The sequence below is a fragment of the Enterococcus sp. C63 genome (genome assembly GCF_040887215.1).
GTDB lineage: Bacteria > Bacillota > Bacilli > Lactobacillales > Enterococcaceae > Enterococcus_B > Enterococcus_B hirae.
Window position 1 is genome coordinate 19343 of the sequence record NZ_JBFOFI010000008.1, and the last position, 25488, is coordinate 44830.

Sequence of the window (25488 nt, forward strand, 5' to 3'; positions counted from 1 at the left end):
GGCTTCATACTCAATTTTAATTACTTCTATAACTCATTTTTTCATGTACACTAATTGATACTTCTACCTAAAATTTTTTTCTCACAAAACCAACGATCAAGCATAAGACAATCGCTGTCAATGCCCCCATTGAATCGAGCATGACATCTTGGAAAGACGGTGTTCGATCCCCTGTAAGCATCTGATGAAATTCATCTAACCCAGCATAACCGGTCGCCGATAACCAAGCTAAGACACTTGTTAACCACCAGATTTTCATTTTAGGAAAGACCCCTAAAAACAAACTACCACCTAAAATAAAATAAGACCCAAAATGAGCACCTTTTCGTAAGAAAAATTCAACGAATTTACCATAACCTAAATGATCTACACTCACTACACCATCGCCATAAGTAAAACGAATATTATCAAATACTTGTTTAAACGGATGATTGGGAAACCACTCTTCGATCCTGGAGACTTGGGATTGTTGTCCGTAAGTTTGCGATGAACTGTAAAATAAGAGAGCCATGATGAGTACTGCAATAACTAAATAAAAGTTGCCATTTTTCATTTGTTTTTTTATTGAATTCATAAGTCACCTCTGCCATTTATAATAGCTCTTTTTTTGCGAAACAACAAACTTTTCTTAGAGACTTAAATAAGAAAATAATGCTATACTAATTGTATTATAAATTGAAGGGAGCTTTTTCATGACATATTCACTAAATTGGGATCTTGATTCAATTTTTTCAGGTGGAAGTGATTCCCCAGCCTTAAATGAACGCTTAGAACAATTAGAAAAACAAATCACTACCTATTATCAATCCGTTAATCAATGGGATCATTCAGTCAGTACAAATGACGAACTTACGACACTGATCAAACAACAAGAAACAATTACAGAAGGTTTTTCTCAATGTAATAGTTATATTACGGCTTTGTTATCTGCGAATGTCAAAGATACCCAAGCAAAGCTTTTATCAGGAAAATTATATGCACTATTACCACGTTGGCAATCAGCCGATACGATTTTATCGAAAAAATTTGCAGAAATATCTGACAATAATTGGCAAACATTGCTCCAAACAGATGAATTTTCTTTGATTGCTTTTCGTATGAATGAGATTCGCAGAGACGGTCATCGTTTATTGTCCGAAGCAGAAGAAAACATCATCAATACACTCTCATTAGACGGGCTGAACGCGTGGAGCAGTCATTACGACACAATTGTGGGAACAATCGTGATTCCATTTGAAGAAAATGGCAAGGTAACTGACTTGTCAGCAGGTCAAGCCTTCAATAAAATGATGGGTGATCCAGATCCACTCGTACGTGAAAAGTTATTTATTGCCTGGGAAAAAGCTTGGCAAGAAAAAACGTCTTTACTATCGGACACATTAAATCACTTAGATGGTTTCCGTTTATCAACCTATAAACTACATGGTATGAACGACTATTTACAAAAACCATTAGAATACAATCGTTTGAAAAAAGAAACACTTGATGTGATGTGGGCAACTATCCAAAAAAATAAACAACCGTTAGTTGATTATTTAACAAGAAAAGCCAATCTTTTCGGTAAAGAAAAAATGGAGTGGCAAGATCAAGATGCACCAATTATTTTAGGAGATCTAAAGGAAAAGACGTTTACCTTTGACGAAGCTGCCTCTTTTATCATTGAGAATTTCCAAAAATTCAGTCCCAAAATGGCAACCTTTGCACAATCTGCATTTGAAAAAAGTTGGATTGAAGCAGAGGATCGTCCGGGAAAACGACCTGGCGGGTATTGTACTGAGCTGCCAGAAACCCAAGAATCCAGAATTTTTATGACCTATAGTAACTCAGTCAATGAAGTAGCTACGCTAGCCCACGAATTAGGTCATGCTTTTCATAGCAGTGTCATGTGGGATCTGCCAGCATTGAACCGTGATTACGCAATGAATGTTGCAGAAACTGCTAGCACGTTTGCTGAATTGATTGTCGCTGATGCTACCTTAAAAGCAGCCAAAACGAAAGAAGAAAAAATCAATTTATTAGATACTAAATTACAAAATGCTTTGGCCATGTTTATGAATATCCATTCTCGTTTCATTTTCGAAAATCGTTTCTATTCTGCGCGACAAGAAGGACTTGTTTCAGAAGAAGAAATCACTCAAATGATGGTTGAAGCTCAAAAAGAAGGTTATCATGATGCCTTAGCTACTTACCACCCACACTTCTGGGCAGCTAAATTGCATTTCTTTATTGATGATGTTCCTTTTTATAACTTCCCTTACACGTTTGGCTATTTGTTTAGTTTAGGTATTTATGCTTATACAAACAAAAAAGGGACAAGTTTTGAGCAAGAATACATTGAGTTATTAAGAGATACAGCTTCAATGACAACCGAAGAACTTGCTCAAAAACATTTAGGTGTTGACTTAACGAAACCAGATTTCTGGCAAGCTGGCATCGATATGGTTTTAGAGGATATCAATAGTTTCATGACACTTTCTGAAGAATATGTACATTAATTGATCAAGCTAAATCATTACTAGATAAAATGATCGATTCATAAACAGTAAAAATAGCAGTTTTTTCATTCATTGGAAATCCTATTTTGACTAATAAGTCCAAATGAGCTAGAGAGAATAGTGATTGGTTTACACCAACCTTCTTCACTCTAGCTCATTTATTTTGGTTGCTTCGTCTCTCATTCCAAACATCCATGATCATTTTTTGTGAAAATCACCAATGTCCCCTACTATTTTATAGCTACATATAAACTTCATTCTTTACTCACTGATTGCATTACAGACTAAAAAAGACACGTTGTCAAAGGATATTGGTAAAAAGAAATCTTAGAATCATAGGGTATCATTTTTATACTTTTTAAACCATAAAAAAGATGTTGGTGAATTTCACCAACATCAAAAAGAATAGAGCCACAAAAAAAAATGAACAGGAAGATTTCTCCTCCTGTTCATTCTATTTATTATTACATACTTACTGCAAAATCAGGTGTGTACCATTGAACTGAACCAACTTTAACATTTTCACCTGGTTGTGGTGCATGGATATATTGTCCGCCACCTAATGAAATAGCTACGTGATAAGTTCCGCCAGCAGAACCCCAGAATAATAAGTCTCCAGCTTTTGCTTGAGAAACTGAAATTTTTGTTCCAGCTGATTCTTGAGGTACTGTCCAACCACCGATGTCACGGCCAGTTACTTGTAAATATACATAGCGTGTAAATCCAGAACAGTCAAAGCCACTTGGATCTTTACCACCCCATACATATGGAGTACCAATATATTTGTAAGCTTCTGCTACAATCGCAGCGCCGTTCACACTACCAGAAGGATTTGGTGCTGGAGCAGGCGTTGGTGTAGGTGTTGGAGCTGGTGTTACAGTATTGTTGTTATTGTTGTTATTGTTGTTATTTGTTGTACTGTTATTAGTGCTATTATTAGTGCTATTGTTTGTATTATTATTTACATTTGTATTAGAGCTGCTTGAACTGCTTTCTGTATTCGCAGGTGTTGACTCTTGTGTAGAAGATTCAGGAACTGTTGATTCTTCTGTTGAAGATGATTCAGTAGAAGAAGAGCCAGTTGATGAATTTTCTGTTGTTGTAGAAGATTCAGTAGATGTTGATTCTTCTGTTGTTGAAGACTCAGGAGCTTTTGATTCTTCACTTGAAGATTGTGCAGCTGATGAGCTTTCTGTTGTAGTTGATGCTGATGATGAAGCTTGTGTTTGTGCAGCTTGTGCAGCAGCTTGTTCACGTGCTTCTTTTTCAGCTTTTTCTTGAGCTGCTTGTTGACGAGCTTGTTCTGCTAAGCGAGCTTGTTCACGGATACGTGCTTGCTCTGCTTCAGCTTCAGCTTTCTTACGGTTCAAGTCAGCTTTCTTATCTTCTGCTGTTGCTTGTTCAGCAGCCAATGAAGTTTTCAAGACATTTAAGTCAGCTTGTTTTGCTAATAAATCGCCTTTTTGTGACTCTAAAGCAGCTTGGTTGTCAGCAAGTTCTTTTTGTTTTGCTTCATTTTCAGCTTTTTTCGCTTCTACTGCTTGTTTGTCTTCTTTTTGTTGTTGTACTAAGTCTTGGTTTGCTTTAACGATTGTAGACATTGCTTGGATACGACCAACAGCATCTGCTAATGAATCTGCATTTAACACAGCGTCAATATAGTTTGAACTAGTATTTTTTACTTGTGTTTCACGTGCTTGTTTTTGGATTGTTGCTTCACGTTTTTCAATACGTTCTTGTAAATCTTTGATTTCTTGTTTTAATTGAGCAGATTCTTTACGCAATGTATCTTGTTTAGTTAATAAATCTTGCGCTTTTGTGTTAATAGCAGAAACTTGACCTTCTAATGCTTCAATTTGTGATTGTGCACTTGCTTGTTGGTTTTGTAAGTCTGCAATTTTTTTGTCTTGTTGTTGTATCTGAGAATCAAAATCGTCCGCCGCGGCAGCGATCGGTGATCCTACGGCAGTTAAAGCGATTGAACTTAGCATTACCGCTGATAATAAACTCTTTTTCACTCTTCATTCCTCCGACTGGCTTAATTTAATAAATATCTAAATATATTTAAGTCTTTCTTAACGATATAAAAATTGTACCATAGCAGTATGTCAACGATATAATAGTTATGTTACAAAAACATTTCAAAATAAAATCTTAAAATGACAAACATGTAAGTTTCAATGATTATTCACAAAATATGACATTTATTTCAGAAATCAGTACAAAAAAAAGAAATTATTCATCACTGAATAATTTCTTGAATGGAAAAACAAAAACTGCGAATAGAATCATCGTTAATAATAAAGTTGGCCCAAGATATCTAGTAATAAAGTAAGTGTTATTTACAGATACTAATTTGAAAATCAATTGTACAGCTAAAGTGAACAACTCATACCCCGTAACAAAAATAATCATACTAAAAAATTCTGTAAAGATATTAAAGTGGATATAAGAACTCATCGAATACATAATAAAGACCATCAGTGGTAATGCCACCGCATAGATCCCGATTACACCGATATAATAGGTATCAAAGATTGCTCCAAGGACGACCGTTGTAATCAATAAATACCTTTTAGGAAATTTCATACTGCAAAACAGCAAAGCCAAAATGAGAAAATGGGCACTAGCCATGTATTGCCCATTTGACCACTCGACAAACATTCTAGTCAAATGCCCATCGATCAACATCAATAAGAACAATACAACTGGCAAGTAATATTTCATTGTATCTTTTTTCAGCATAGGTTAATCCTCCACCAGTCGTTGCACGATCGTCACAACTGGCAGATCATACATTCCAGCGTAAGGCTTCACATATACTTCACGATCCAAGCCATAGCTATCTGGTTTGGTCTTGATGACTGTTCCGATCGGCAGATCTGCTGGTGAGTTCCCACCTAAGCCAGAAGTTTGAACGACGTCGCCTTCTTTGATATTCGTATCTCCAGTTAATTGTGTCACGACTAACGCTTGCAGTTTTTCGTCATAGTTTTTCAATAATCCAAATGCTTCTCCACTAGAAGAAGATACCCGAACTGGGAAATGATTCGAACTTTCATTTGACGAAGTCAGCAGCTCGATCTTAGAAGAAGTACGATTGACTTCAACTACTCGACCAATTAATCCTTTTTGTGCCATTACCGCCATGTTCACTTCAATGCCATCTTTTGATCCTTTATCAACGATCAACATATCTTGCCAAGTATCTGGTGAACGTGTAATCACATTCGCCGTTACTTTTTCATAGTTAGTCAATGTTTGATTTAAGTTAAGTTCTTTCTTTAATGCTTCGATTTCTTTTTGGTCATTTTTATTTTTTAATGCTAATTCATCATAACTATCGATTTTCTCTTTTAATCGCTCATTTTCAGAATAAGTCGTGAAAAGGTTATGGACTGAATCCACTCCATTTTCGACCCATCTTACGGGCGCAGAGATTGCACGGTCAACAAATGAAACACTGTCATTGACAAAAGACTGGAAGAAATTAGGTTTTCCTTCATTCGCTCGTTGCGCGGCAGTCACACTTAAGATTGTCACCACAATGATAACAATGATTAAGGTAATAATAATATTTTTATTAGGATTGAACTTCTTCACAAAGACACCTCGAATTAATTAGACTCTTATGATCAATTTTATCACTAATTGAGGCGAAACAAAAGGTATGACACCTCTCTTAAGCTTTTTTTTAGTAAATAATTTGACTTGTCATTTTTAACTATTTCTGTTGTATTTACTCGGTTAGAGCAAACTTAATCTTTACTTTGAATCACTGCGACCATCCCAGTTGAAAAGGAAAAATCAGCCGTATCTGAAACAAATTCATTGCTTGCATAAGAAGTTGCTTGGCTCACATCAGTTGTTTCCAGTTCATACTTGCTCTTTTGGATGGACAGCTCTGTTACAGGCGTCAAACAACAATAGGCCAAATAACGCATTTTATCCATTTTGGTAATCACATGTTTGCCAGGTAAATAGTAGGTGACATGATTTTGACGATCCCAAATAATGATCTTTTGAGCATGTGGTTTAAATCTTGGTTCTAACGGTAGCCAAAGGTTAGCAAGCAGGTGATCCAATCGACCACCAGTTGCGCCAATGATCGTGATTGTTGCTTCTGGATATCGTTCAATGGCTTGACACAACCCCAACTGCGTATCTGTATCATCTTTTTCTGCTGGTGCTTGGATCAGTTCATTCGTTGCTTGTTCAACTTGTTTTTTTTCATCTACCGATAACGAATCAAAGTCACCGATTGCTAAATCCAAGGGGAAATTGTTTTGAAGAAGATACCATGCACCACGATCAATGCCTACATAACAGTCATAACTGTTTTGTAGTTCTGGCCAATTTTCAGGAGAACCTCCTGCCACTAATAAAACCTGCATTTATTTCAATGCCTCTTTTAACTGGTTGATTTGTCCCACTGGATCTTCTGAGTTATAGATATAAGAACCGGCAACGAAAACATCTGCTCCAGCTTTTTGACAAATTTGTGCGGTTTCAGAAACGATACCGCCATCTACTTCAATGGAATAATGCCAATTATTTTGCTCGCGTAATTCTGATAATTCAGCAATTTTCTCTACCGTTTCTTCAATGAAACTTTGTCCACCAAATCCTGGGTTAACAGTCATCACTAAGACCTGATCTGCTATCGGTAAAACATGTTTGATCATCGTTATAGGTGTGCCTGGATTAATCACGACTCCTGATTTCACGCCTAGATCTTTCATCATTTGCAATGCCCGATGAATGTGTGGAGTGGCTTCCACATGCACCGTGATGATATCTGCTCCAGCCTTCGCAAACGCCGGAATATATTTTTCCGGGTCAACAATCATCAAATGCACGTCTAGTGGTAACTTAGTAATTGGTCGAATAGCTTGTACGATATTGGGACCAAATGTAATATTTGGAACAAATTGTCCATCCATTACATCTACATGGATGTAATCTGCCCCTCCTTTTTCTACTAGTTCGATGTCTCTTTGTAAATTAGAAAAATCTGCGCTTAAGATAGATGGTGCTATTTTCATTAATGCTTCCTCCTATTTTCGTTTACCTTCTTTTTTAGAATAGATTGGTTTTCGATTTTCGACTTCCTGTAAAAATTGCAAATAGTTCTCATAACGTGTTTGGGCAATCTCACCTGTTTCGACCTGGCGTTTCACCTCGCACCCAGGCTCTTTAGCATGCATGCATTCTCTAAAACGGCAATGGTTCGATGCACTGACAAATTCAGGAAATTGTTTTGGTAATTCAGTCGTTTCGATCGTCAAAAAATCGATCGAGCTGAATCCTGGTGTATCTGCTACTAAACCATCATACAATGGGAGTAATTCCACATGTCTCGTTGTATGTCTCCCACGTCCTAAAGAATCAGAGATTTCCCCCGTTTCTAAGTTTAGATCTGGCGAAATTTGGTTTAAGAGTGTAGATTTTCCAGCACCAGATTGGCCCATAAAAACGGTCAATCGTTCTGGGAAGTAACGAATTAATTCTGCAGTATCTCCAGGATATTTCGGAACAATCACTGGATAACCGATCGTTTCATACGTTTGCTTGATCTCATCGATTTGCTGTTCGTTTGAAGCAAGATCTGTTTTTGTCAAAAATATGACAGGTTCAATGGATTCATATTCTAAAGTCACTAGAAAGCGATCCAATAAATTATAAGAAAAATTTGGTTCTACCAAGCTTGTAACTACGACACCTAAATCGACATTTGCTACCGGTGGACGCACCAGTTGATTTTTACGAGGCATCACTTCTAACAAATAACCGTCCGTCTTGTTTTCGCTTTCAAATAGTACTTGGTCACCCACTAACGGAGTGATTTTTCGATTACGAAAGTTTCCTCGTCCTCTCGTTTGATAGGTCTCACCGTCTGCGTGTACATAATAAAACCCACTAATTGCTTTTCTGATTTGTCCTTTGATGTATGCCACCTCCAGTTTTCCTTATTTTACCACAGGAAAGAAAAATCATGTGGCGTTCCTGACAAGAAACTTAGCGAAACTCAATAAAAAATAGCAGAGCACGTTTAGAAACGCTCTGCTATTTTTTATTGTTATTACTATTTGGATGAAGACGACGTGCTTTCTTCTTTAGACGTAGTAGTACTTGAACTTTCTTTGCTGCTTGACGATTCTTTGGTTGAACTTGATGATTCTTTTGATTCTTTGGTTGGTTCTGGTCCTTTTGAATAAATGACATTGACGATCGTTCCTGGAGTGATCGATGCCCCCACGCCAGGAGCTGTTCGGATCACTTTATCTTTTTCTACGGTATCAGAATATTCATAAGACTCATGTCCGATGTATTCTGCGCCAATACTTGATAAATAACTTTGTGCATCACTTTTCGTATAGCCTGAAATATCATTTAATGTTTTCGCATTTGGTCCTTGACTAACGACAAAACTGATATAGCTATTTTCAGTCAATGGTTCACCGTAACTAGGTAATTGGCTAATGATTGAACCAGCTGGAACCGTATCGCTGTAATCATACGTCTCACTGATCCTTTTATAACCATTTGAGCTCAATATCCCACGAACGGTGTCATAATTTTGACCAGTATATTCCCCCATCGTTGGTTGCGCACCTTGGCTCACAACAAATGTGATCTTATCTGTCGTTGGATCGACTTCCGTTCCTTCTTCATCCGACTGGGAAATGATTCGTCCATTTTCTACTTCATCACTGAACTCGTCTTTTTTCTCGATACTATCAGCTGGAAAACCAAGCTTCTTCAATCGGCTACTTACTTCGTCAAAATTCATCCCAGTATAATCATCTAACTTGACTTTTTTCTTACCTGTGCTGACGTAAAGGGTAACTTCACGGTTTTGTTTCACTGTAGTTCCCGCTGCTGGGTCCGTTTTGACAACGTCTCCTTCTTCGATTTGTTCATCAGGGATCTCTTCGGTTTTTGTTGCTGCTTCTAATTTAGCTTTTGCTAAAGTATCTCTGGCAGACGCTTCTGATAATCCCGAAACGTCAGGAATTTCGACTTCTCCACGACCTCCAGAAGCAAAAAAGACGGCTGTTCCGATTCCTAATAAGGCTAAGATCACCAATAAAATAATCCACCATTTTTTATGCTTTTTACTCTTTGGATCAGGAACTGTCTCTTCTGCCATCACAGGAGTTTCTTCTGATTTTTCTTTAGGTAATGGCATGGATTTAAATGACTCTGGCATTGGTGTATCTTCTTCTAATGGTGTGATCACTTGAGTTTCTTTGGTCATTGCTTGTGGCACCCATTTGGCTTCATTTGCCCGAGCAGGAGACAGCGCTGTTGCTAAGTCTTCTGACATTTCTTCTGCTGTTTTATATCGATCTGCCGGTTCTTTTGCAGTAGCTTTCAATACCACATTTTCTAAAGCTTGCGGCGTTGTTGGGTCTAGATCCTTGATTGAAGGTAACTCATCTTGGAAATGCTTCAAGGCAATCGTCACTGCAGACTCACCATCAAAAGGAACACTGCCAGTTAATAATTCGTAAAGAATGATCCCTAAGGCATAGATATCTGATTGTTTCGTAGCCATACTTCCTCTAGCTTGTTCAGGAGATAAGTAATGGACAGAGCCTAACATCGTATTCGTTTGTGTGATCGATGTTTCAGATAATGCGATTGCTATACCAAAATCAGTGATTTTGACCACGCCCTCATTATCGATCAAGACATTTTGTGGTTTCAAATCACGATGAATGATTTGGTGCGTATGTGCTAAAGAAATAGCTGATAAAATTTGTTGCATAATATTGACTGCTGTATCATAAGGAACAGGATAATGGGTCTGAATATAGCGTTTCAGGTCCATTCCTTTTACATATTCCATCACGAGATACTGCATGTTGTCTTCTTCTCCAACATCATACACACTAACAATATTAGGATGAACTAGTTCAGTCGCAGCTAGTGCTTCTCGTTGGAATCGTCTAATTGCCGTTTGATCATTTTGGAAATCGAATCGTAACACTTTGACTGCGACATCACGATCTAAAATAAGGTCATGGGCTAGAAAAACATTTGCCATGCCCCCACTACCAATATTTCCAGTGATTTGATAACGACCATTCAACTTTTTGCCTAACTCAATCATGCTACGTCCTCCTTGTATTCGATCAGAAGAACGGTAATATTATCTGCTCCGCCTGCTTCATTTGCACGTTCGATTAATTCTGTTACCTTGTCGAACAAAGCCCCTTCTTGATTGATAATCGTTCCAATCGTTTCTTCAGATAACATGTTCGTTAACCCATCCGAACACAACAACAAACGATCTTTTAATTGCCAAATATAAGTCGATACATCGACTTCTACAGATCCTGGCATTCCTACAGAACGAGTTAAAATATTTTTTCGTGGGTGGTTCGCTGCCATTTCTTCACTGATTTCTCCAGATTTTACTAGTTCATTCACTAAAGAATGATCTTCTGTCAGTTGAATGATTTTATCTTCACGGATCAAGTAGGCACGGCTATCCCCCACATGAGCAATAGTAAACTGATCTTCTGATAAAGCTGCTGCTACGATCGTCGTTCCCATCCCATTGTATTCTGGTTGCTCTTGGCCACGTTGATAAATACGAGTATTTTCTTCTTGGATCGTTTGGATGAACCATTGCGCTACTTTTTCGTCATCATTTAAACTTAGATTTTCCCAAGCAGCTCCTAAGTTTGTCACTGCCATCTGGCTCGCTATATCACCTGCACGATGACCGCCCATTCCATCTGCCAATACTGCTAATTTAATTCCAGCTTGATTCGTAAAAACACTCGCATAGTCTTGATTTGTATTACGTCGTCTTCCTACATCTGATTGATATTCAATCTGCATTCTTTCACCTCATTACTTTTTACGCAAACAACAAATGAAAAACCCATCTGTATAGAACTGATGTGGGTATAAAGTCAACATTTTATCTTCGATTGATGATTGTAGCACAGGATCAACTAAAACATCAATCCTTTCAAAATCAGTATGTCGCTGTAAAAATGTTTCAATGACTTCTTGGTTTTCCTCTTTAAGAATCGTACAAGTACTATAAGTTAATATTCCAGAAGATTTTAACACAGATGCACAACTTTCCAAAATCGCCAATTGGATCGCTGGTAAATTAGCTAACTCGCTGGCATTTTTTTTATAACGAATATCCGGTTTTCTTCTCAATAGTCCTAATCCTGAGCAAGGGGCATCAACTAAGATACGATCAAATGTTTCAGCTGAAAATTCCTCTTTCACTTCACGTGCATCCATTTTTTGTGCATAAACAGTTGTAAAAACACCTAAGCGTTCCGCATTTTCTTCAATGAGTTTTACTTTATGTTCATGAACATCCAGTGCTGTAACTTCGCCACCACATATTGAATCTAAAAACGTGGCAATATGCGTTGTTTTTCCTCCTGGTGCCGCACAAGCATCTAAAACATGATGTTCTGGCTCGATTTGCATAGCGGGTGCGACCAGCATCGAACTTTCATCTTGGATCGTCATGACCCCGTCATGGAATAAGGAACTAGATGCTAAATGTCCTTTTTCAGCAATTACCCCATAAGGACTAAGTTTACTTGCTGTCGCTGAAATTTCTTCTGCTTGGAGTGTCTCGATTGCTTGTTCTCTAGGGTATTTTCTGATATCTACTCGACCACTGACGTGACTTGGCTGGTAGAGTGAAAGTCCTAATTTTTCCGTTTCTTCATAACCGATTTGATCAGTCAATCGCTTGGTTAACCAGATCGGTAAACTGATTTTTACGGATAAGCGTTCAATCGGATCACTGATTTGTTCAACATCTGGTTTACCTTGTCGTTGATAATTTCTTAAAACACCATTTACAAATTTCCCAGTACCAGGATTTCCCTTGATCTTAGCAATTTCGACCGCTTCATTTAAAATCGCATGAGCTGGAACTTTATCTAGAAATTCCAACTGATAAACTGACAAATAAAGTAATGTTTTAACCCAATCATCCACTTTTTTTGCTTTTGCTATCAATGGAGCGACATAAAATTCCAGTAAAAGTTGACGACTGATTGTTCCATAAACTAATTCAGTAAACAAGCCAACATCTTTTTGATTTAAATCCCCTTGATTGATCATTTCGTTCAATAATAAATTAGAATAAGCACCGCCCTTGTTTACTCTTTCAAGGGTGATCAGTGCCATATAACGAACAGATTTTTTCATTTTTTTTGGTATTTTTGCCATTATTTCACCTGCTGCCCAATCATTACCTGTTGTCCACTACCATTCAAAAACTCATTGACTGCTTGTTTTCCTTTACCTGCTGGCTGTAATTCTTTGATTGCCAACACCGTTTGTTTACCACAAGCAATCCACAGATTTTTCTTATCTTTTTTGATGATGGTCCCTGGCTCCGCCGTAGTTTTCTCAGCTAACGCTTCTACATTTAAAAGTTTCCAACGAGTTTGTTCGTATGTCGTAAATGCAATCGGCCATGGTCGCATCCCACGGACTTGGTTGTCGATCTCTTCTGCTGTCTTGTTCCAATCAATTGCTTCTTGCTCCCGTGTGATATTTGGCGAAAAAGTTACCTTTGATTCATCTTGTGGACGTGGACTCAAATTTCCATTCAAAATATCAGGTAATGTTTTAAGTAATAGTTGTTTCCCTAATGCACTTAACTTTTCAAACATGGTTCCCACATCGTCTTGTTTAGTGATTGGTAAACTTTCTTGAGCATAAATGCCCCCTGCATCCATCTTTTTGATCATTTCCATGATCGTTACACCGGTTTCTTTTTCCCCGTTGATAATCGAGTAATGAACTGGCGCTCCTCCTCGATATTTTGGCAATAAAGATGCATGTACATTTATAGCTCCGTGAACAGGTGCCTGTAATAATTTTTCTGGTAAAAATTGACCAAATGCAGCTGTGATAATCACATCTGGTTGTAGGGCAATGATTTTTTCCATTTCTTCTGAACCAGAGATTTTTTCAGGTTGTAAAACCAATAAACCGTGTTTCACGGCTGCTTCTTTTACTGGGGTAGGGGTGATGATTTTTTTACGTCCCACAGGGCGATCAGGTTGTGTCACGACTGCGACTACTTCATACCCTTCTTCTAACAAGCCTTCAAGGATCGGTACTGAAAAAGCTGGCGTTCCCATAAATACTAATTTAGTCATCAAGATGTTCCTCCATATACTCTTCTAATTCGGCTTCTGGAATTTGCTCGATCATTTTTTCAACGAATAATATACCATCTAAATGGTCGATCTCATGCTGAAAGGCACGAGCTAAGTAACCAAAGGCTACTACTTCGATTTCTTCGCCTTCACGATCATAATAGCGAACCGTTACTTCGTCAAACCGTTTGACGGTCCCATAAACATGAGGGATGCTTAAGCAACCTTCTACATCAATGCTTTCTCCCTTTGCATCAATAATTTCTGGATTGATTAATTCAAACTTTTCACCTTCATCTACTTCTACGATTGCAACTCGCTTGTTTTGACCAACTTGTGGAGCGGCAATGCCAATACCGTCGTTAGCAACCATCGTTTCATATAGGTTATCTAGTAAAGTAATTGTTTCATCTGTGATCACATCGATTGGTTGTGCGACACGTTTCAATTTATCATTGGGGTGGATCAATATAGGATAGCGCATGTAAATTCCCTTCTTAAATAAAGTGTAATGGTTCATTATCAATCGCGACAAATAATCCTTGTCGTTGTTCTTTTTGGCTCTGGTCTAAAATATTTTTTAAGATATTCGCTAAATTAGGCTCCTGTTTATATTTAATGATCAACTGGTAATAGTACCGATTTTTTACCCGATTCACTGTACTAGGGGTCGGTCCTAATAACAAGCTTTGATTTCCTAATACTTGCCGTAACTGATTCGCAACCTCAAAAATCTTCTTAGCAGCAACTTGTTCTTCCTCATGGCTGGTCGTGATTTTGACAGTAAAATAATAAGGTGGGTATCCACTACGATGTCGGACGGCCATTTCTTGTTGATAGAATCGCTCATAATTTTGTTCTTTTGCTAATTCAATTGCATAATGTTGCGGATTAAAGGTTTGGATAATCACTTCGCCTGCTTTTTCGGCTCGGCCTGCCCTTCCCGAAACTTGCGTAAGCAATTGGAACGTATGCTCGCTTGAACGAAAATCAGGCAAGTTAAGGGAAGTATCAGCATTCAAAACGCCGACCAACGTCACATCAGGAAAATCCAACCCTTTGGCAATCATTTGCGTCCCCAGTAAGATATTCGCCTTTTTTTGACCGAATTGTTGCAAGATACGTTCATGCGCACCTTTCTTTCTGGTCGTATCAACATCCATACGTAAAACACCAACTTCTGGGAAAAGGGTCTTTAATTCTTCTTCGACTTTTTGGGTCCCTGTTCCATAGTAACGAATTTTATTCCCTCCACAGTTAGGACAACGGTGTGGGATTGGTTCTTCATGTCCACAGTAATGGCAACGCATGGAGTGGGTGTCCATGTGAAGGGTCAGAGAAATATCACAATTGGGACAAGGTAAAACAAAACCACAATCCCGACACATCACAAAGGAAGAATATCCTCGCCGATTTAGTAACAGCACAATCTGTTCTTTTTTCGCCAAACGGTCTTGGATTTTTGCTTGTAACTTTTTGGAAAATGTGGACGTATTATGTTGTTGCAATTCTTGTCGCATGTCAACAACTTCAATTGTTGGAAGCTGAGCAGAAAAGTTGGCTCTTTGACTCAAATGGAGTAATTCATACAGCCCTTTTTGTGCTCGAGCACGTGATTCAAGAGATGGTGTCGCACTTCCTAGTACTACTGGACAATGATGATAATTTCCACGCCAAATCGCTAGATCTCTGGCATGATAACGTGGCGTTTCATCTTGTTTATAGCTTGATTCATGTTCTTCATCAATGATGATCAATCCGATATTTTCTAAAGGGGCAAAAATTGCTGAGCGGGCGCCAACAACAACCTGTGCTTCATTTCTTTCGATTTTACGCCACTCATCGTATTTTTCTCCCTGAGATAGCCCGCTATGTAAGACAGCGACCGCCTCTCCAAAACGCCCTTTAAAACGCTCTACCATTTGTGGTGTCAAAGCAATTTCAGGAACAAGCATAATCGCTGTTTTATTTTGAGCTAATACCTCAGCAATGGCCTGTAGATAAACTTCTGTTTTTCCACTTCCAGTAATTCCTTCTAATAAAAAAGTGTGACTCTTCTCTTGTTGCCCTGCTTCAACGATACGTTCTACTGCATGTTGTTGTTCTTTATTTAGCTGGAATGCTTGTGTTTGTTCAAACGTGCGATTTTTATAAGGATCACGATAACTTTCTACTTCTTCAAAAGTTAACCAGCCTTTGTCTTTTCCTTGATTCAAAGTTGCCGTGCTGATACCTTTTTCTTTGTAATAACTAATTGGTTCAGCCTTTTTTTGCTCAGATAAGCAAAGCAGAAGTTCTTTTTGTTTCTTCGCATTCGCTCTTAACTTTCCCCACTCTTCCTCAAGCTGGACACTATTCAAATTTGAGCGGATCAAACGAATCGTTTTGACTTTGTTCTTAGTGTGTACTTCATATCTGATATCTACTAACTTGTCCTGACGCCAACGGATCAATTGGGATAAAATGCCCTCTTCTTGCGCTTCTTTCCAGGAGATTTCTGTTCGTCCTTTAAAGAATGCCTGGACGTCCGCCGCTTCACTTACAGGATAGATTTGTTTGTCATAGGATGCTTTCATGACAGCAGGAAGCATCGTTTGTAAGCAAGTGATCTTAAACGCATAAGTGATCGTCTTCATATAATCAGCCAATTGAAGTAGTTCTTGATTAACCACTGGTGCTAAATCTAATACTTGGACAATCGCTTTTAAATTTTTTTGTTCGATGCTATCTTGTACTCGCAAACCTACAACGAACCCTTGAACATGACGGTTGCCGTTACCAAAAGGAACTTCTACTCGCATCCCGACTTGAATCGCCGTTTCTACTTCAGAAGGAACCAGATAGGTGAAAGGCTGATCGGTTTGCATAGTGGGTACATCGACGATAACATCAGCTGTGATTGGCATGGTTTCCTTCCTCCTTTAGTTACTCTATCAAATAGACAAAATCGTTCTTGCCTATTTTACTAGAGATTGCTTGGTTTGTCTTATTTTCTGATGAATCCTTACAAAAAATTAACGGCGCAGCAGCATTCCGCAGAAAAGTCATTCTTATATGCTAAAACGTGATCCTAAAAAGAAGCCGAAATTCCACAAAAATTTGAGAATACAAATTTCGGAAATTTCGGCTTATCCAAAGAATCTAGCACTTTTTATTGGTTTTGCTCTTCACGGATACGTGACTCTAACTCTTGTTGTTCACGATCTTTTTTGGCTTTACGCTCTTCATCTTCCATTCTCAAGCGTTCCCGTTTTAATTCAGGATGAGGATCATTGATCACATTTCCTGCTTCGATTTCTTCTAATGCCTGTCCCACACTTTTTACTGATTCAAATGAATCCATCGTAGGTTGTGCTTTTGCATCTAGCTCGTGTGCACGTTTGCTTGCTAAGATAACTAGAGAATATTTTGAATTTACGCGATCTAACAATGAGTCGATTGAAGGTTTTAACATCATAAGACTACATCTCCTTTAACATTTTGATATATTTGCCGATCACACGGTCGACACGAAAGTGTTCACTGGCAATGATATTTTTGATTCGTTCTACCGCCAGGGGTACCTGGTCATTGACTACGGCATAATCATATAGTGCCATCATTTCAATTTCTTCTTTGGCAACTTTCATTCGTTCTTCGATTACTTCATCTGCATCTGTCCCACGGCCAACGATTCTTGATTTTAATTCGGCTAAATCGGGAGGAGTTAGGAAGATAAATACGCCATCTGGTACTTTTTCTTTGACTTGTTGAGCACCTTGGACTTCGATTTCTAAAAATACATCTTTTCCTTCGTCCAATGTTTTATTGACATAAGACAAAGGTGTTCCATAATAATTCCCTACATATTCAGCATATTCCAGCATTTCTCCGGCTTCGATCATTGCTTCGAATTCTTCTTTGCTTCTAAAGTAGTAATCGACTCCTTCGACTTCTCCTTCACGCATCTTACGAGTAGTCATTGAAATCGAATATTGGAAATCATTATCCTCACTCTCAAAAATTGCTTTTCGCACTGTGCCTTTTCCTACACCTGATGGTCCAGACAACACGATTAATAATCCACGCTCTGACATGACGACGTCCTTTCAACTAGTCTTTTTATACTAACGTTTATTTTGCACTTTTTTTCGACAACTTTCAAGGGCATCTTTGATTATAGCAAAAAAAAGCGCCTTTGACTGGCAAAACCTTTGCTTTTCACTCGGGCTTTTGATGATAGTGATTAACTATCAAGTTCATCCTTCATTCAAAAGTTCAAAAAAAGGTCCCTCTCACCTTACAGGTTCTAACTGAGCAGCATTCTTTTTCAAAAAAATAGTGAGAAACGCAACATATGGTTGCAGCTCTTCTCACTAACATGCCGATTACCGTCGTTTTTAAAAACCCATGTTTGACAAGGTATTGACAACACCCATGATCTCATCTTTTCGAGAGAGTGCTTTTTCAGTTGGGTCTTTCACTTCTTCTGCATCGATTCTCACAATAAATTGACGATTCATCGTCACATAAGTCCCATCGTTAACTATCAATTGAATTTCTTTCTCCGTCACTTGCGCACAGGCATCCTGCCAAGCTTCAAATCCTGCTTTTTCAGAAGGAACATTTCTTTTGATGACCGTTTTCCCACTTAATTCATGAAACGTGATATCATAATAGTTCATTTTTTCGTCTCCTTGCTATTCAATATTTTGGATCTGTTCTCGGATTTTTTCTAAAATCGTTTTTAACTGGATCACTTGGTTTTTGATTTCAATCGCACTTGATTTTGAACCAATCGTATTGATTTCTCGATTCATTTCTTGGATCAAAAAGTCAAGTTCTCTGCCAACTGGCTGTTTTACTTGAAGTAATTCATCCAATTTGCCGATATGGATCACTAAGCGATCCAATTCTTCATGAATATCTCCTCGCTCTAATAAAATAGCGAGTTCAGTCAGCAATCTTTGTTGATCGACCGTTGCTCCCAAGTAATCTTCTAGTTTCTTTTGATATTTTTCCTGATACTCTTGTTCGTATAACTCAACAAATTGTTGTAAGTCATTTAATACTTGTTTCAGTTCATCACTGTTTTTCTGAATGATCGCCTCTAAGGCTGTCCCTTCTTTTTGGCGACTTTTTTCAATTTCAGCTAGTGCTTCATGGACCGTTTCTAAAACTAAGGCTGTCAGTTCATCCATATTGTTTTCATTTTTTTCTTCAATCACGACAAAAGATTCATTCGTTGTCAAAGTTTCTAATAGACGTCCAATCTGTAATTGCTGTTTCTCTCCATAACGTTGGGTTATTCCTTCAGTTAAGTTCGTCATCAGCTCGTCAATCAAATTCCAATCAACAAAAACTTGTTTTTGATTTTGTCCCAAATACGTCAGATTGATAAAAACTTCGACTCGACCTCGACTTAAATGTTGTTTCATCAATTGGCGAATATCATTTTCGAGATAATTTAACAATTTAGGACTACGTATTTGCATATCTAAAAAGCGTTGATTGACACTTTTGATCTCAACTTCTATTTGATACTCTGCGGTTTCATGGGTGGCTTTACCAAAACCAGTCATACTTTTCATTCAACAGGGTCCTTTCTGTTACATATTTTCGATAGCTTTTTGTAATGCCTCAAATTCTTCATTGGTTAGAGTAAGCCCTTTACCCATTTTCTCATGTTCGGGCGCCCAGTCACGAAGATCGAATTTAGGTGGGCGGCCATTCCAGCTGACTAGGTTCAGCTCTTTTCGCCATCCTTTATTATTTTCGGATAAAACAGCGATCTCTTCTATGATTTCGTAGGAAAATTCTTGTGCCATGGTTGTTCCTCCTTTAGATAAAGTAAATATAAATTCAATAGGGTGTCAAATAACTGCGTATGAAGCTTAGATTGAAGTTGCTCGTTCTTTTTTTGTTTAACTAAATGAGCAATTTCATTGATTTGTTCCTGTTCACTCTTTTGCTTTTTTTGGTATTTTTGGACTCTGCGCCACTCATTACTATTTAATTGTCCGACCTCTCGAATCATTTGATCGAAAAATGAACTTGATTCTTTTTGAATGATCTGTTCGATCAATTCATCTACATCATAAACTTTATTCGGTAAAACGAGCTTTTTTTTGGCTAATAGTTCAAGCATCGCCACCCCGCATGTTTCAATTACTACCCTGTCTTTATATATATTACGCAGAGTTTGCCAAAATTTTGGTTGTTGAACAAAAGTTGTTTCTAGCTGAAGATCATTCACTAGATAGCTTAAAAATTTACGCCAATATTGTTCTGCAAGTTTCGTTGAATAGAACGTATACCAATTCCCCTCAAAATCACCTAACTTTTTTTTCATTTCCAGATAGCCTAATTGGAGATTGAATTGGTTTCTCTGCCGATCAAAAATCAAGAAGGTTCCCAATGACCAATTAGAGCGGCAGAGCCATGGAACAGTCTCTTCTGGTATCGTAATCTTCTTAGTCACTCCGGGACCATCCACATCTACTATTAAGCACTCCGTTGCCCCTTCTTTAATTGCTACATCCACAGGCAAATTATTTCGATAACCACCATCAATATATTTTTGTCCAGCAATGTTTCGATAACTCATAGCGGGATAAAACGAAGCCGAAGCTAGGATCCAATCAGCAATTTCATTGCTTGCCAATTGCTGGATCGGTGTCACCACTTCTTTAAAATCAGGAAGTCGAGTCGAAACGGTAAATAAACGAGGACTTTTCATTTTTAAAATCTTCTCAGCATCTAATTTACTTTTGAGTAACTTTTCCAAAGGGGTGATTGAGGCTCCCCCCTTGATAATTGCTGCTCTCGTCATTTGCCGTGTTTCTTGGATAAACCTTTTCCGTAGATCTTCTGATAATGCAGTTTCTGGTAGCTGTAATACTTGATTCGTTGCGAGGGATTGCCATAAAGAAAGAGCTTGCGATAAATCATCTTGCAAGATCAATACACCGTTTAACGCACCAACTGAAGTTCCCGTAATTACTTCAAAATGAATCTGATGTTCTTTTAACGTTTGCCAAACACCGATTTGATAGGCACCATGAGCGCCACCGCCACCTAATACTAAACCAATATGATAGGTCAGTTTTTTTTGCCAAATTGTCTGAGCCAACTGATTGTCTTGCGTATAACCATGATGAGATAGGAGTGTCTGCCAATATGTCGACAGTGGTTCAATCCATTGAAAAGAACAATATTTTTTGAAATAAAAACGGGAACACCACTCTATCTCTTTAAAAAAGAGCGTCCAACCAGGCATGTCACCCACCACTAGCACATTTTTAATCAGCCATTGTTCACTGGTTCGTTCGGCAATAAAATAAAGGGTATGTTTGTTACCGATCATCCGCCAAGCTTGCCTTTTCTTTGTTGCCAACCAAAAGGCATCACGGCTTTCCTGATGGGTAGCATAAAAGGGTAGCAATTGTTTGGCTCGTTGAAGTGTAGAGTAGAGGACTGTTTTTTCTGAACCGTACACTTGTTGAATCAGCATAATCTTCTCCTTTTTTATTATAACAAGACAAATATATTCTTTTAAAGTATACTATTTTTTTGAGAAATACTAAAATGAATACATTGTTCTTGTAAAAGCTATAACAAAATCCATTCCATCCATTTATACAAAAACAATGAAAATGTCCATGTTTATCACAAAAAAAGTGATTTTGTAATGGAATTTTAAAATAAAAGAAACAAGCTTTTTTTTAATAAATGTTGTAAAATGAAAGTGATAATGAGTGAGAGGAGGAGCATGATGTCTGAGTCAGTTTATGTACATATTGATACTACTAGCAATGCGGTTGTGACTAAGGGGCTGACTATTAGTGATTTTTCAAACAACATCGTGCATTTCCCACAAAATTTATTGTTATTAGATCCTTCAGAAAATGCTGGTGAATACGAATCCCATACTGGGTTGAAAGTGATTCGTGGAACAGAAAATATCCAACGCTTTTTCTCTTCTGCACGTAATCGTAATCATTCGAGTGATTTAAAATGGATCGATTTTAACGACTTAACGATGCTGAAAGAATTAACGCCATTAGAAATTTCAGAATTGTTATATTTTGGACACATGAAGACCCATCTTCACTCACCATTTTTTTATAAATTACAAAATAATTTCGTCTACTTCGATCTTAACGATCAATTAGAACGAATCTATTACCGCTATTTAGATGAATTTTATCGGATCTTTGCCAATAAACTAAGTATCATCTTGTCAAAAAAAATCAATGAGAAAAAATCGTTTTTCAAACGAGATATTCCGGTTGAAAAAATTAGTGTGGAATTACTGAAGAATATGCGTAATTTGATGCAAGAAGGAATCATTTTTTCTTTTGAACAAGGTGGATTGATCGATAACGATTATCATATCCCGATCTATGTCATTGAAGATTATATTTGGAAGCTAAAAGGAACAAGATACCTTGATGAAGAAGCAATTGGCACCTTAGTTTATCATGCAGAAGAAAAACGCTGGGAGCTTGTAGGAGAAGCTGCGGAACTCAACTATACTCCTTTAAGCTGATGCTTGGATGTTCCCTCATTTTATACTTATAAAAAAAGAGCCTAGACACTTTTATAGTGACTGAGGCTCTTTTCGTTTATTTTTTCCCGATGAACAAAGCTGGAACTGTCCGACCGATCCCAAGCAAAACAACCATTGTAACAATTCCTGTAGCCAAGGCACTTGCACCATTCATGACTAAAGAAAAGAGCCATGGATTCATTCCCCACAAAGCATAACTTCCCCAAAAAACGACGCCTGCGACAAAATGCCAGAAATATCTAGCACCAACACCAACTAAAGTTCCTAATATAATAGTGGTTGTCATCCCTTTTTTATTGCCCATCGTTAGACTGTTTTGCAGCCTTTTAGCGAACACTCCTGCAAATCCTGCAAAGGTAAAAGCAATCGGATACTCGATCAATACTTGAATGACACTGAGATAATACACTTGTCCTGTTGGAAAATGTAAAATCCCCCAAATAAATCCTGATAAAACCCCTGCCTTCCAGCCTCTTCTTAACGCAAACAATGTCAGTGGAATCTGTCCTAATGAAATCTCAAAGCTACTACCTATTTGAAGAGGAATAAAGGATAACACCATCGCTAGTGCAGCTACAAGTGTCCCCTCAATCCATACTTTATATTTTTTCTCCATAAAAAAACTTCCTCCGTTCATTTGAAATCACAAAGGAGGAAGTAAATACAACATACTTCTACAACTAACGTTACATGACTAACGTCAATTGATCGTCACAATTCCTACGCTCGCATAACCGATACAGGTACGAAGGGTTTAGAAAAACTTCAATCTCAGCCTCATAAGGCTCCCCTTTGTGATACTATTCAATTTTTTAATTCTTATTTTTTTGTTTCAAACAATGGACTAACAGGTTTGTTTTCGTGGATACGTTTAATTGCATCACCCATCAAACCACCGACACTTACTTCATCGATTTTTTCGATCTTACGGTCATCTGGCAGATAGATCGAATCTGTTACAACTAAGCGTTCAATCGCAGAATCTTCAATACGCTGTAAAGCTGGTCCAGATAATACTGGATGTGTACATGATGCGTAGACACTTACTGCGCCTGCTTCTTTTAGTGCATTAGCCGCTAAGGTAATCGTCCCTGCTGTATCGATCATATCATCAATCAATACACAAGTTTTTCCTTCTACTTGCCCAATAATATTCATTACTTCTGCTACGTTTGCTTTTGGACGGCGTTTATCAATGATCGCAATTGGTGCTTTTAAAAATTCAGCCAATTTACGCGCACGAGTTACACCACCATGGTCAGGTGATACAACTACTACATCGTCCCCTTTAATCCCTTTTTCTAAGAAATAATTTGCAATCAATGGTGCACCCATCAAGTGATCAACAGGAATATCAAAGAATCCTTGGATTTGGACAGCATGCAAATCAAGCGTCAACATTCTAGTTGCTCCAGCTTTTTGAATCATGTTCGCCACAAGTTTTGCAGTGATTGGTTCTCTGGCACGAGCTTTACGATCTTGACGTGCATATCCATAGTAAGGCATTACTACGTTAATCGTTTTTGCACTGGCACGTTTCAAGGCATCAATCATGATCAGCAATTCCATTAAATTATCATTTACAGGACTACTCGTTGACTGAATAACATAAACATGTGATCCGCGAATACTTTCTTCAATATTCACTTGGATTTCTCCATCACTAAATTGAGTAACCGATGATTTACCCAATTCGACACCGACAGCTGCAGCAATTTTTTCTGCTAACGGGCGATTTGAATTTAACGCAAAAATTTTTAATCTTGGGTCAAAGTAATGTTTTGACATGGGGACCTCCACTTTCTTTTTCACAACTCTAGAATTCTACCTATTAAATACTAGTCATATTTTCTGAATAAATCAAGGGGTTTTACAAAAGTCTTAGTTTAAATAAGGGAGTTTTTTAGCATACTCTTCTTTATTGACCTGTCTTGCACGGGCAATTGCCATAGCATATTCAGGGATATCTTCTGTGATTGTTGACCCTGCAGCTACTGATGTATTTTTAGCAATTTCCACTGGGGCAATGATATTTGCATTAGAACCGATAAAACTATGATCCCCAATTGTTGTGCGGTGCTTGTTTTTCCCATCGTAATTCACAAAGACCACGCCACAACCAACATTGATTTCTTCACCTAATGTGGCATCACCGACATAAGTCAAATGACCAACTTTGGTATTTTTACCAATTTCAGCATTTTTGACTTCCACAAAATTACCAATATGGACACCTTCACCAATTTCTGCTTTTGGTCGTAAATGAGCAAATGGTCCCACGTCCGCATGACTTTTCACATGACTTTTTTCGATCACAGAATGTTCAACTACCACATGATCTTCAATCACACTATCTACGATTCGAGAATGGGCACCGATCACACAATCTGATCCAATGACGGTTTTACCTTGAAGTTGGACGCCTGCTTCGATCACTGTATCAGAACCAATCTCTACCCCGGCATCAATATAAGTCGTTGCTGGATCAACAAAACTTACACCATTGACCATATGCATTTTGTTGATTCTTTGGCGCATCAATTCATTAGCTTTAGCTAATGCAATACGATCATTGACTCCCATTGATTCGTCAAAGTCTTCTGTCTGATAAGCTGCTACTGTTTTTCCAGCATCTTTGAGGATTTCAATGATATCGGTCAAGTAGTACTCCCCTTGTGCATTGTCTGTTCCTACTTTGTTCAATGCTTCAAACAGAGCTTGATTGTCAAAACAATAAGTTCCTGTATTGATTTCTTGGACCAATGCTTCTTCTGGTGTAGTATCTTTTTGCTCAACGATTTTTTCAACGATCCCAATATGGTCACGAATGATACGACCATATCCAGTTGGATCTTCGGCTTGTGCGGTTAGAATCGTGGCACTCGCATTTTTTCCTTGGTGATACTCAAATAAATTGTTCAATGTTTCAGTGGTTAAAAGCGGTGTGTCGCCACTGATCACCAGTGTCGTGCCTTCTTTCCCTTGTAAAAAAGATGCGGCTTGCAATACTGCATGACCTGTACCAAGTTGTTCTGCTTGCAGAGCGTATTCACTACGTTCACCCAACTGTGCCTTTACTTGCTCAGCGCCATGCCCGACGATCGTGATGATTTGATCTGGGTTGGTTTCACTTACTCGATTGATAATATGTTCCACCATCGGCTGTCCTGAAACTGGATGTAAAACTTTATATAATTTTGACTTCATGCGAGTTCCTTTTCCCGCTGCCAAAATGATTGCATAACGTGCGTCCAACTGCGTCACTCCTAATTGT

General features: G+C 38.1%; 24 protein-coding genes and 1 riboswitch. Of the genes, 2 read left to right on the forward strand and 22 right to left on the reverse strand.

Features of this window, described 5'->3' with window-relative positions:
* Positions 1-67 precede the first annotated feature (67 nt).
* Positions 68-574 (reverse strand): VanZ family protein, encoded by a 507-nt coding sequence (locus tag AB3H90_RS11655; protein ID WP_010720587.1) that lies wholly within the window; start codon positions 572-574, stop codon positions 68-70.
* Between the two features lie 118 nt (positions 575-692).
* Between AB3H90_RS11655 and AB3H90_RS11660 the strand changes: the two genes are divergently transcribed.
* The gene (locus AB3H90_RS11660) at positions 693-2495 is read left to right on the forward strand and encodes a M3 family oligoendopeptidase (protein ID WP_368016759.1); all 1803 of its coding nucleotides are present in this window, start codon (positions 693-695) and stop codon (positions 2493-2495) included.
* Positions 2496-2959: 464 nt separating this feature from the next.
* Here AB3H90_RS11660 and AB3H90_RS11665 read toward each other — a convergent pair whose 3' ends face one another.
* From AB3H90_RS11665 to AB3H90_RS11750, 18 genes are all read right to left on the reverse strand, one after another.
* A complete protein-coding gene (locus AB3H90_RS11665) occupies positions 2960-4513 on the reverse strand; it encodes an NlpC/P60 family protein (protein ID WP_368016760.1) in 1554 nt (517 codons plus the stop codon).
* A 217-nt stretch (positions 4514-4730) separates the two neighbouring features.
* On the reverse strand, positions 4731-5240 hold the full coding sequence (gene mreD, locus AB3H90_RS11670; protein WP_010737284.1) for a rod shape-determining protein MreD: 510 nt from the start codon (positions 5238-5240) through the stop codon (positions 4731-4733).
* A 3-nt stretch (positions 5241-5243) separates the two neighbouring features.
* Positions 5244-6098 carry a rod shape-determining protein MreC gene (mreC, locus tag AB3H90_RS11675; RefSeq protein WP_010720591.1) on the reverse strand — a complete coding sequence of 285 codons (855 nt, stop codon included), beginning with the start codon at positions 6096-6098 and terminating at the stop codon, positions 5244-5246.
* A 155-nt stretch (positions 6099-6253) separates the two neighbouring features.
* Complete coding sequence (locus AB3H90_RS11680) at positions 6254-6889, reverse strand: thiamine diphosphokinase (RefSeq protein WP_010720592.1); 636 nt, start codon at positions 6887-6889, stop codon at positions 6254-6256.
* Positions 6890-7540: a ribulose-phosphate 3-epimerase gene (gene rpe / locus AB3H90_RS11685; RefSeq protein ID WP_368016761.1), complete on the reverse strand. Its 651-nt coding sequence runs from the start codon at positions 7538-7540 to the stop codon at positions 6890-6892.
* Between the two features lie 12 nt (positions 7541-7552).
* A complete protein-coding gene (rsgA, locus tag AB3H90_RS11690) occupies positions 7553-8452 on the reverse strand; it encodes a ribosome small subunit-dependent GTPase A (RefSeq protein ID WP_010737282.1) in 900 nt (299 codons plus the stop codon).
* A 128-nt stretch (positions 8453-8580) separates the two neighbouring features.
* Positions 8581-10614 (reverse strand): Stk1 family PASTA domain-containing Ser/Thr kinase, encoded by a 2034-nt coding sequence (pknB, locus tag AB3H90_RS11695; protein ID WP_368016762.1) that lies wholly within the window; start codon positions 10612-10614, stop codon positions 8581-8583.
* The gene (locus AB3H90_RS11700) at positions 10611-11351 is read right to left on the reverse strand and encodes a Stp1/IreP family PP2C-type Ser/Thr phosphatase (protein WP_368016763.1); all 741 of its coding nucleotides are present in this window, start codon (positions 11349-11351) and stop codon (positions 10611-10613) included. The genes pknB and AB3H90_RS11700 overlap by 4 nt, the downstream gene beginning before the upstream one ends.
* Before the next feature lie 12 nt (positions 11352-11363).
* Positions 11364-12722, reverse strand: coding sequence for a 16S rRNA (cytosine(967)-C(5))-methyltransferase RsmB (rsmB, locus tag AB3H90_RS11705; protein WP_368016764.1), 1359 nt, complete (start codon positions 12720-12722; stop codon positions 11364-11366).
* Positions 12722-13663: a methionyl-tRNA formyltransferase gene (gene fmt / locus AB3H90_RS11710; protein ID WP_034700030.1), complete on the reverse strand. Its 942-nt coding sequence runs from the start codon at positions 13661-13663 to the stop codon at positions 12722-12724. Before fmt ends, rsmB begins: the two co-directional genes overlap by 1 nt.
* Positions 13656-14147, reverse strand: coding sequence for a peptide deformylase (def, locus tag AB3H90_RS11715; protein WP_010720599.1), 492 nt, complete (start codon positions 14145-14147; stop codon positions 13656-13658). Before def ends, fmt begins: the two co-directional genes overlap by 8 nt.
* Before the next feature lie 13 nt (positions 14148-14160).
* Positions 14161-16569: a primosomal protein N' gene (gene priA, locus AB3H90_RS11720; protein WP_368016765.1), complete on the reverse strand. Its 2409-nt coding sequence runs from the start codon at positions 16567-16569 to the stop codon at positions 14161-14163.
* Positions 16570-16814: 245 nt separating this feature from the next.
* Positions 16815-17120, reverse strand: a complete 306-nt coding sequence (rpoZ, locus tag AB3H90_RS11725; protein ID WP_010720601.1) for a DNA-directed RNA polymerase subunit omega — start codon at positions 17118-17120, stop codon at positions 16815-16817.
* Positions 17121-17124: 4 nt separating this feature from the next.
* Complete coding sequence (gmk, locus tag AB3H90_RS11730) at positions 17125-17739, reverse strand: guanylate kinase (RefSeq protein ID WP_010720602.1); 615 nt, start codon at positions 17737-17739, stop codon at positions 17125-17127.
* Between the two features lie 303 nt (positions 17740-18042).
* Positions 18043-18327: a hypothetical protein gene (locus AB3H90_RS11735; RefSeq protein ID WP_368016766.1), complete on the reverse strand. Its 285-nt coding sequence runs from the start codon at positions 18325-18327 to the stop codon at positions 18043-18045.
* A 15-nt stretch (positions 18328-18342) separates the two neighbouring features.
* Positions 18343-19233 carry a YicC/YloC family endoribonuclease gene (locus AB3H90_RS11740; protein ID WP_088775061.1) on the reverse strand — a complete coding sequence of 297 codons (891 nt, stop codon included), beginning with the start codon at positions 19231-19233 and terminating at the stop codon, positions 18343-18345.
* A gap of 18 nt (positions 19234-19251) precedes the next feature.
* Positions 19252-19470, reverse strand: coding sequence for a YdbC family protein (locus AB3H90_RS11745; protein WP_010720605.1), 219 nt, complete (start codon positions 19468-19470; stop codon positions 19252-19254).
* Positions 19440-21155, reverse strand: a complete 1716-nt coding sequence (locus AB3H90_RS11750) for a patatin-like phospholipase family protein (protein ID WP_034700036.1) — start codon at positions 21153-21155, stop codon at positions 19440-19442. Before AB3H90_RS11750 ends, AB3H90_RS11745 begins: the two co-directional genes overlap by 31 nt.
* Positions 21156-21416: 261 nt before the next feature.
* Here AB3H90_RS11750 and AB3H90_RS11755 point away from each other — a divergent pair, with 261 nt between their 5' ends.
* Positions 21417-22193, forward strand: coding sequence for a hypothetical protein (locus AB3H90_RS11755; RefSeq protein ID WP_010720607.1), 777 nt, complete (start codon positions 21417-21419; stop codon positions 22191-22193).
* 76 nt (positions 22194-22269) lie between these two features.
* Here the strand turns inward: AB3H90_RS11755 and thiT are convergent, their stop codons facing one another.
* The 3 genes from thiT to glmU form a co-directional block, all read right to left on the reverse strand.
* Positions 22270-22830, reverse strand: coding sequence for an energy-coupled thiamine transporter ThiT (thiT, locus tag AB3H90_RS11760; RefSeq protein ID WP_368016767.1), 561 nt, complete (start codon positions 22828-22830; stop codon positions 22270-22272).
* An 84-nt stretch (positions 22831-22914) separates the two neighbouring features.
* Positions 22915-23016: riboswitch (TPP riboswitch) on the reverse strand.
* Positions 23017-23033: 17 nt separating this feature from the next.
* The gene (locus AB3H90_RS11765) at positions 23034-24002 is read right to left on the reverse strand and encodes a ribose-phosphate diphosphokinase (RefSeq protein WP_010737274.1); all 969 of its coding nucleotides are present in this window, start codon (positions 24000-24002) and stop codon (positions 23034-23036) included.
* A 93-nt stretch (positions 24003-24095) separates the two neighbouring features.
* Positions 24096-25469, reverse strand: a complete 1374-nt coding sequence (glmU, locus tag AB3H90_RS11770; RefSeq protein WP_094940743.1) for a bifunctional UDP-N-acetylglucosamine diphosphorylase/glucosamine-1-phosphate N-acetyltransferase GlmU — start codon at positions 25467-25469, stop codon at positions 24096-24098.
* Positions 25470-25488: the final 19 nt, after the last annotated feature.

Bases quoted from the DNA above. Each gene is read 5' to 3' on its own strand.
- AB3H90_RS11655 (WP_010720587.1), bottom strand. From the start codon at position 574: ATGAATTCAATAAAAAAACAAATGAAAAATGGCAACTTTTATTTAGTT.
- AB3H90_RS11660 (WP_368016759.1), top strand. From the start codon at position 693: ATGACATATTCACTAAATTGGGATCTTGATTCAATTTTTTCAGGTGGA.
- mreD (WP_010737284.1), bottom strand. From the start codon at position 5,240: ATGCTGAAAAAAGATACAATGAAATATTACTTGCCAGTTGTATTGTTC.
- AB3H90_RS11680 (WP_010720592.1), bottom strand. From the start codon at position 6,889: ATGCAGGTTTTATTAGTGGCAGGAGGTTCTCCTGAAAATTGGCCAGAA.
- rpe (WP_368016761.1), bottom strand. From the start codon at position 7,540: ATGAAAATAGCACCATCTATCTTAAGCGCAGATTTTTCTAATTTACAA.
- pknB (WP_368016762.1), bottom strand. From the start codon at position 10,614: ATGATTGAGTTAGGCAAAAAGTTGAATGGTCGTTATCAAATCACTGGA.
- AB3H90_RS11700 (WP_368016763.1), bottom strand. From the start codon at position 11,351: ATGCAGATTGAATATCAATCAGATGTAGGAAGACGACGTAATACAAAT.
- rsmB (WP_368016764.1), bottom strand. From the start codon at position 12,722: ATGGCAAAAATACCAAAAAAAATGAAAAAATCTGTTCGTTATATGGCA.
- fmt (WP_034700030.1), bottom strand. From the start codon at position 13,663: ATGACTAAATTAGTATTTATGGGAACGCCAGCTTTTTCAGTACCGATC.
- def (WP_010720599.1), bottom strand. From the start codon at position 14,147: ATGCGCTATCCTATATTGATCCACCCCAATGATAAATTGAAACGTGTC.
- priA (WP_368016765.1), bottom strand. From the start codon at position 16,569: ATGCCAATCACAGCTGATGTTATCGTCGATGTACCCACTATGCAAACC.
- rpoZ (WP_010720601.1), bottom strand. From the start codon at position 17,120: ATGATGTTAAAACCTTCAATCGACTCATTGTTAGATCGCGTAAATTCA.
- gmk (WP_010720602.1), bottom strand. From the start codon at position 17,739: ATGTCAGAGCGTGGATTATTAATCGTGTTGTCTGGACCATCAGGTGTA.
- AB3H90_RS11735 (WP_368016766.1), bottom strand. From the start codon at position 18,327: ATGAACTATTATGATATCACGTTTCATGAATTAAGTGGGAAAACGGTC.
- AB3H90_RS11740 (WP_088775061.1), bottom strand. From the start codon at position 19,233: ATGAAAAGTATGACTGGTTTTGGTAAAGCCACCCATGAAACCGCAGAG.
- AB3H90_RS11745 (WP_010720605.1), bottom strand. From the start codon at position 19,470: ATGGCACAAGAATTTTCCTACGAAATCATAGAAGAGATCGCTGTTTTA.
- AB3H90_RS11750 (WP_034700036.1), bottom strand. From the start codon at position 21,155: ATGCTGATTCAACAAGTGTACGGTTCAGAAAAAACAGTCCTCTACTCT.
- AB3H90_RS11755 (WP_010720607.1), top strand. From the start codon at position 21,417: ATGTCTGAGTCAGTTTATGTACATATTGATACTACTAGCAATGCGGTT.
- thiT (WP_368016767.1), bottom strand. From the start codon at position 22,830: ATGGAGAAAAAATATAAAGTATGGATTGAGGGGACACTTGTAGCTGCA.
- AB3H90_RS11765 (WP_010737274.1), bottom strand. From the start codon at position 24,002: ATGTCAAAACATTACTTTGACCCAAGATTAAAAATTTTTGCGTTAAAT.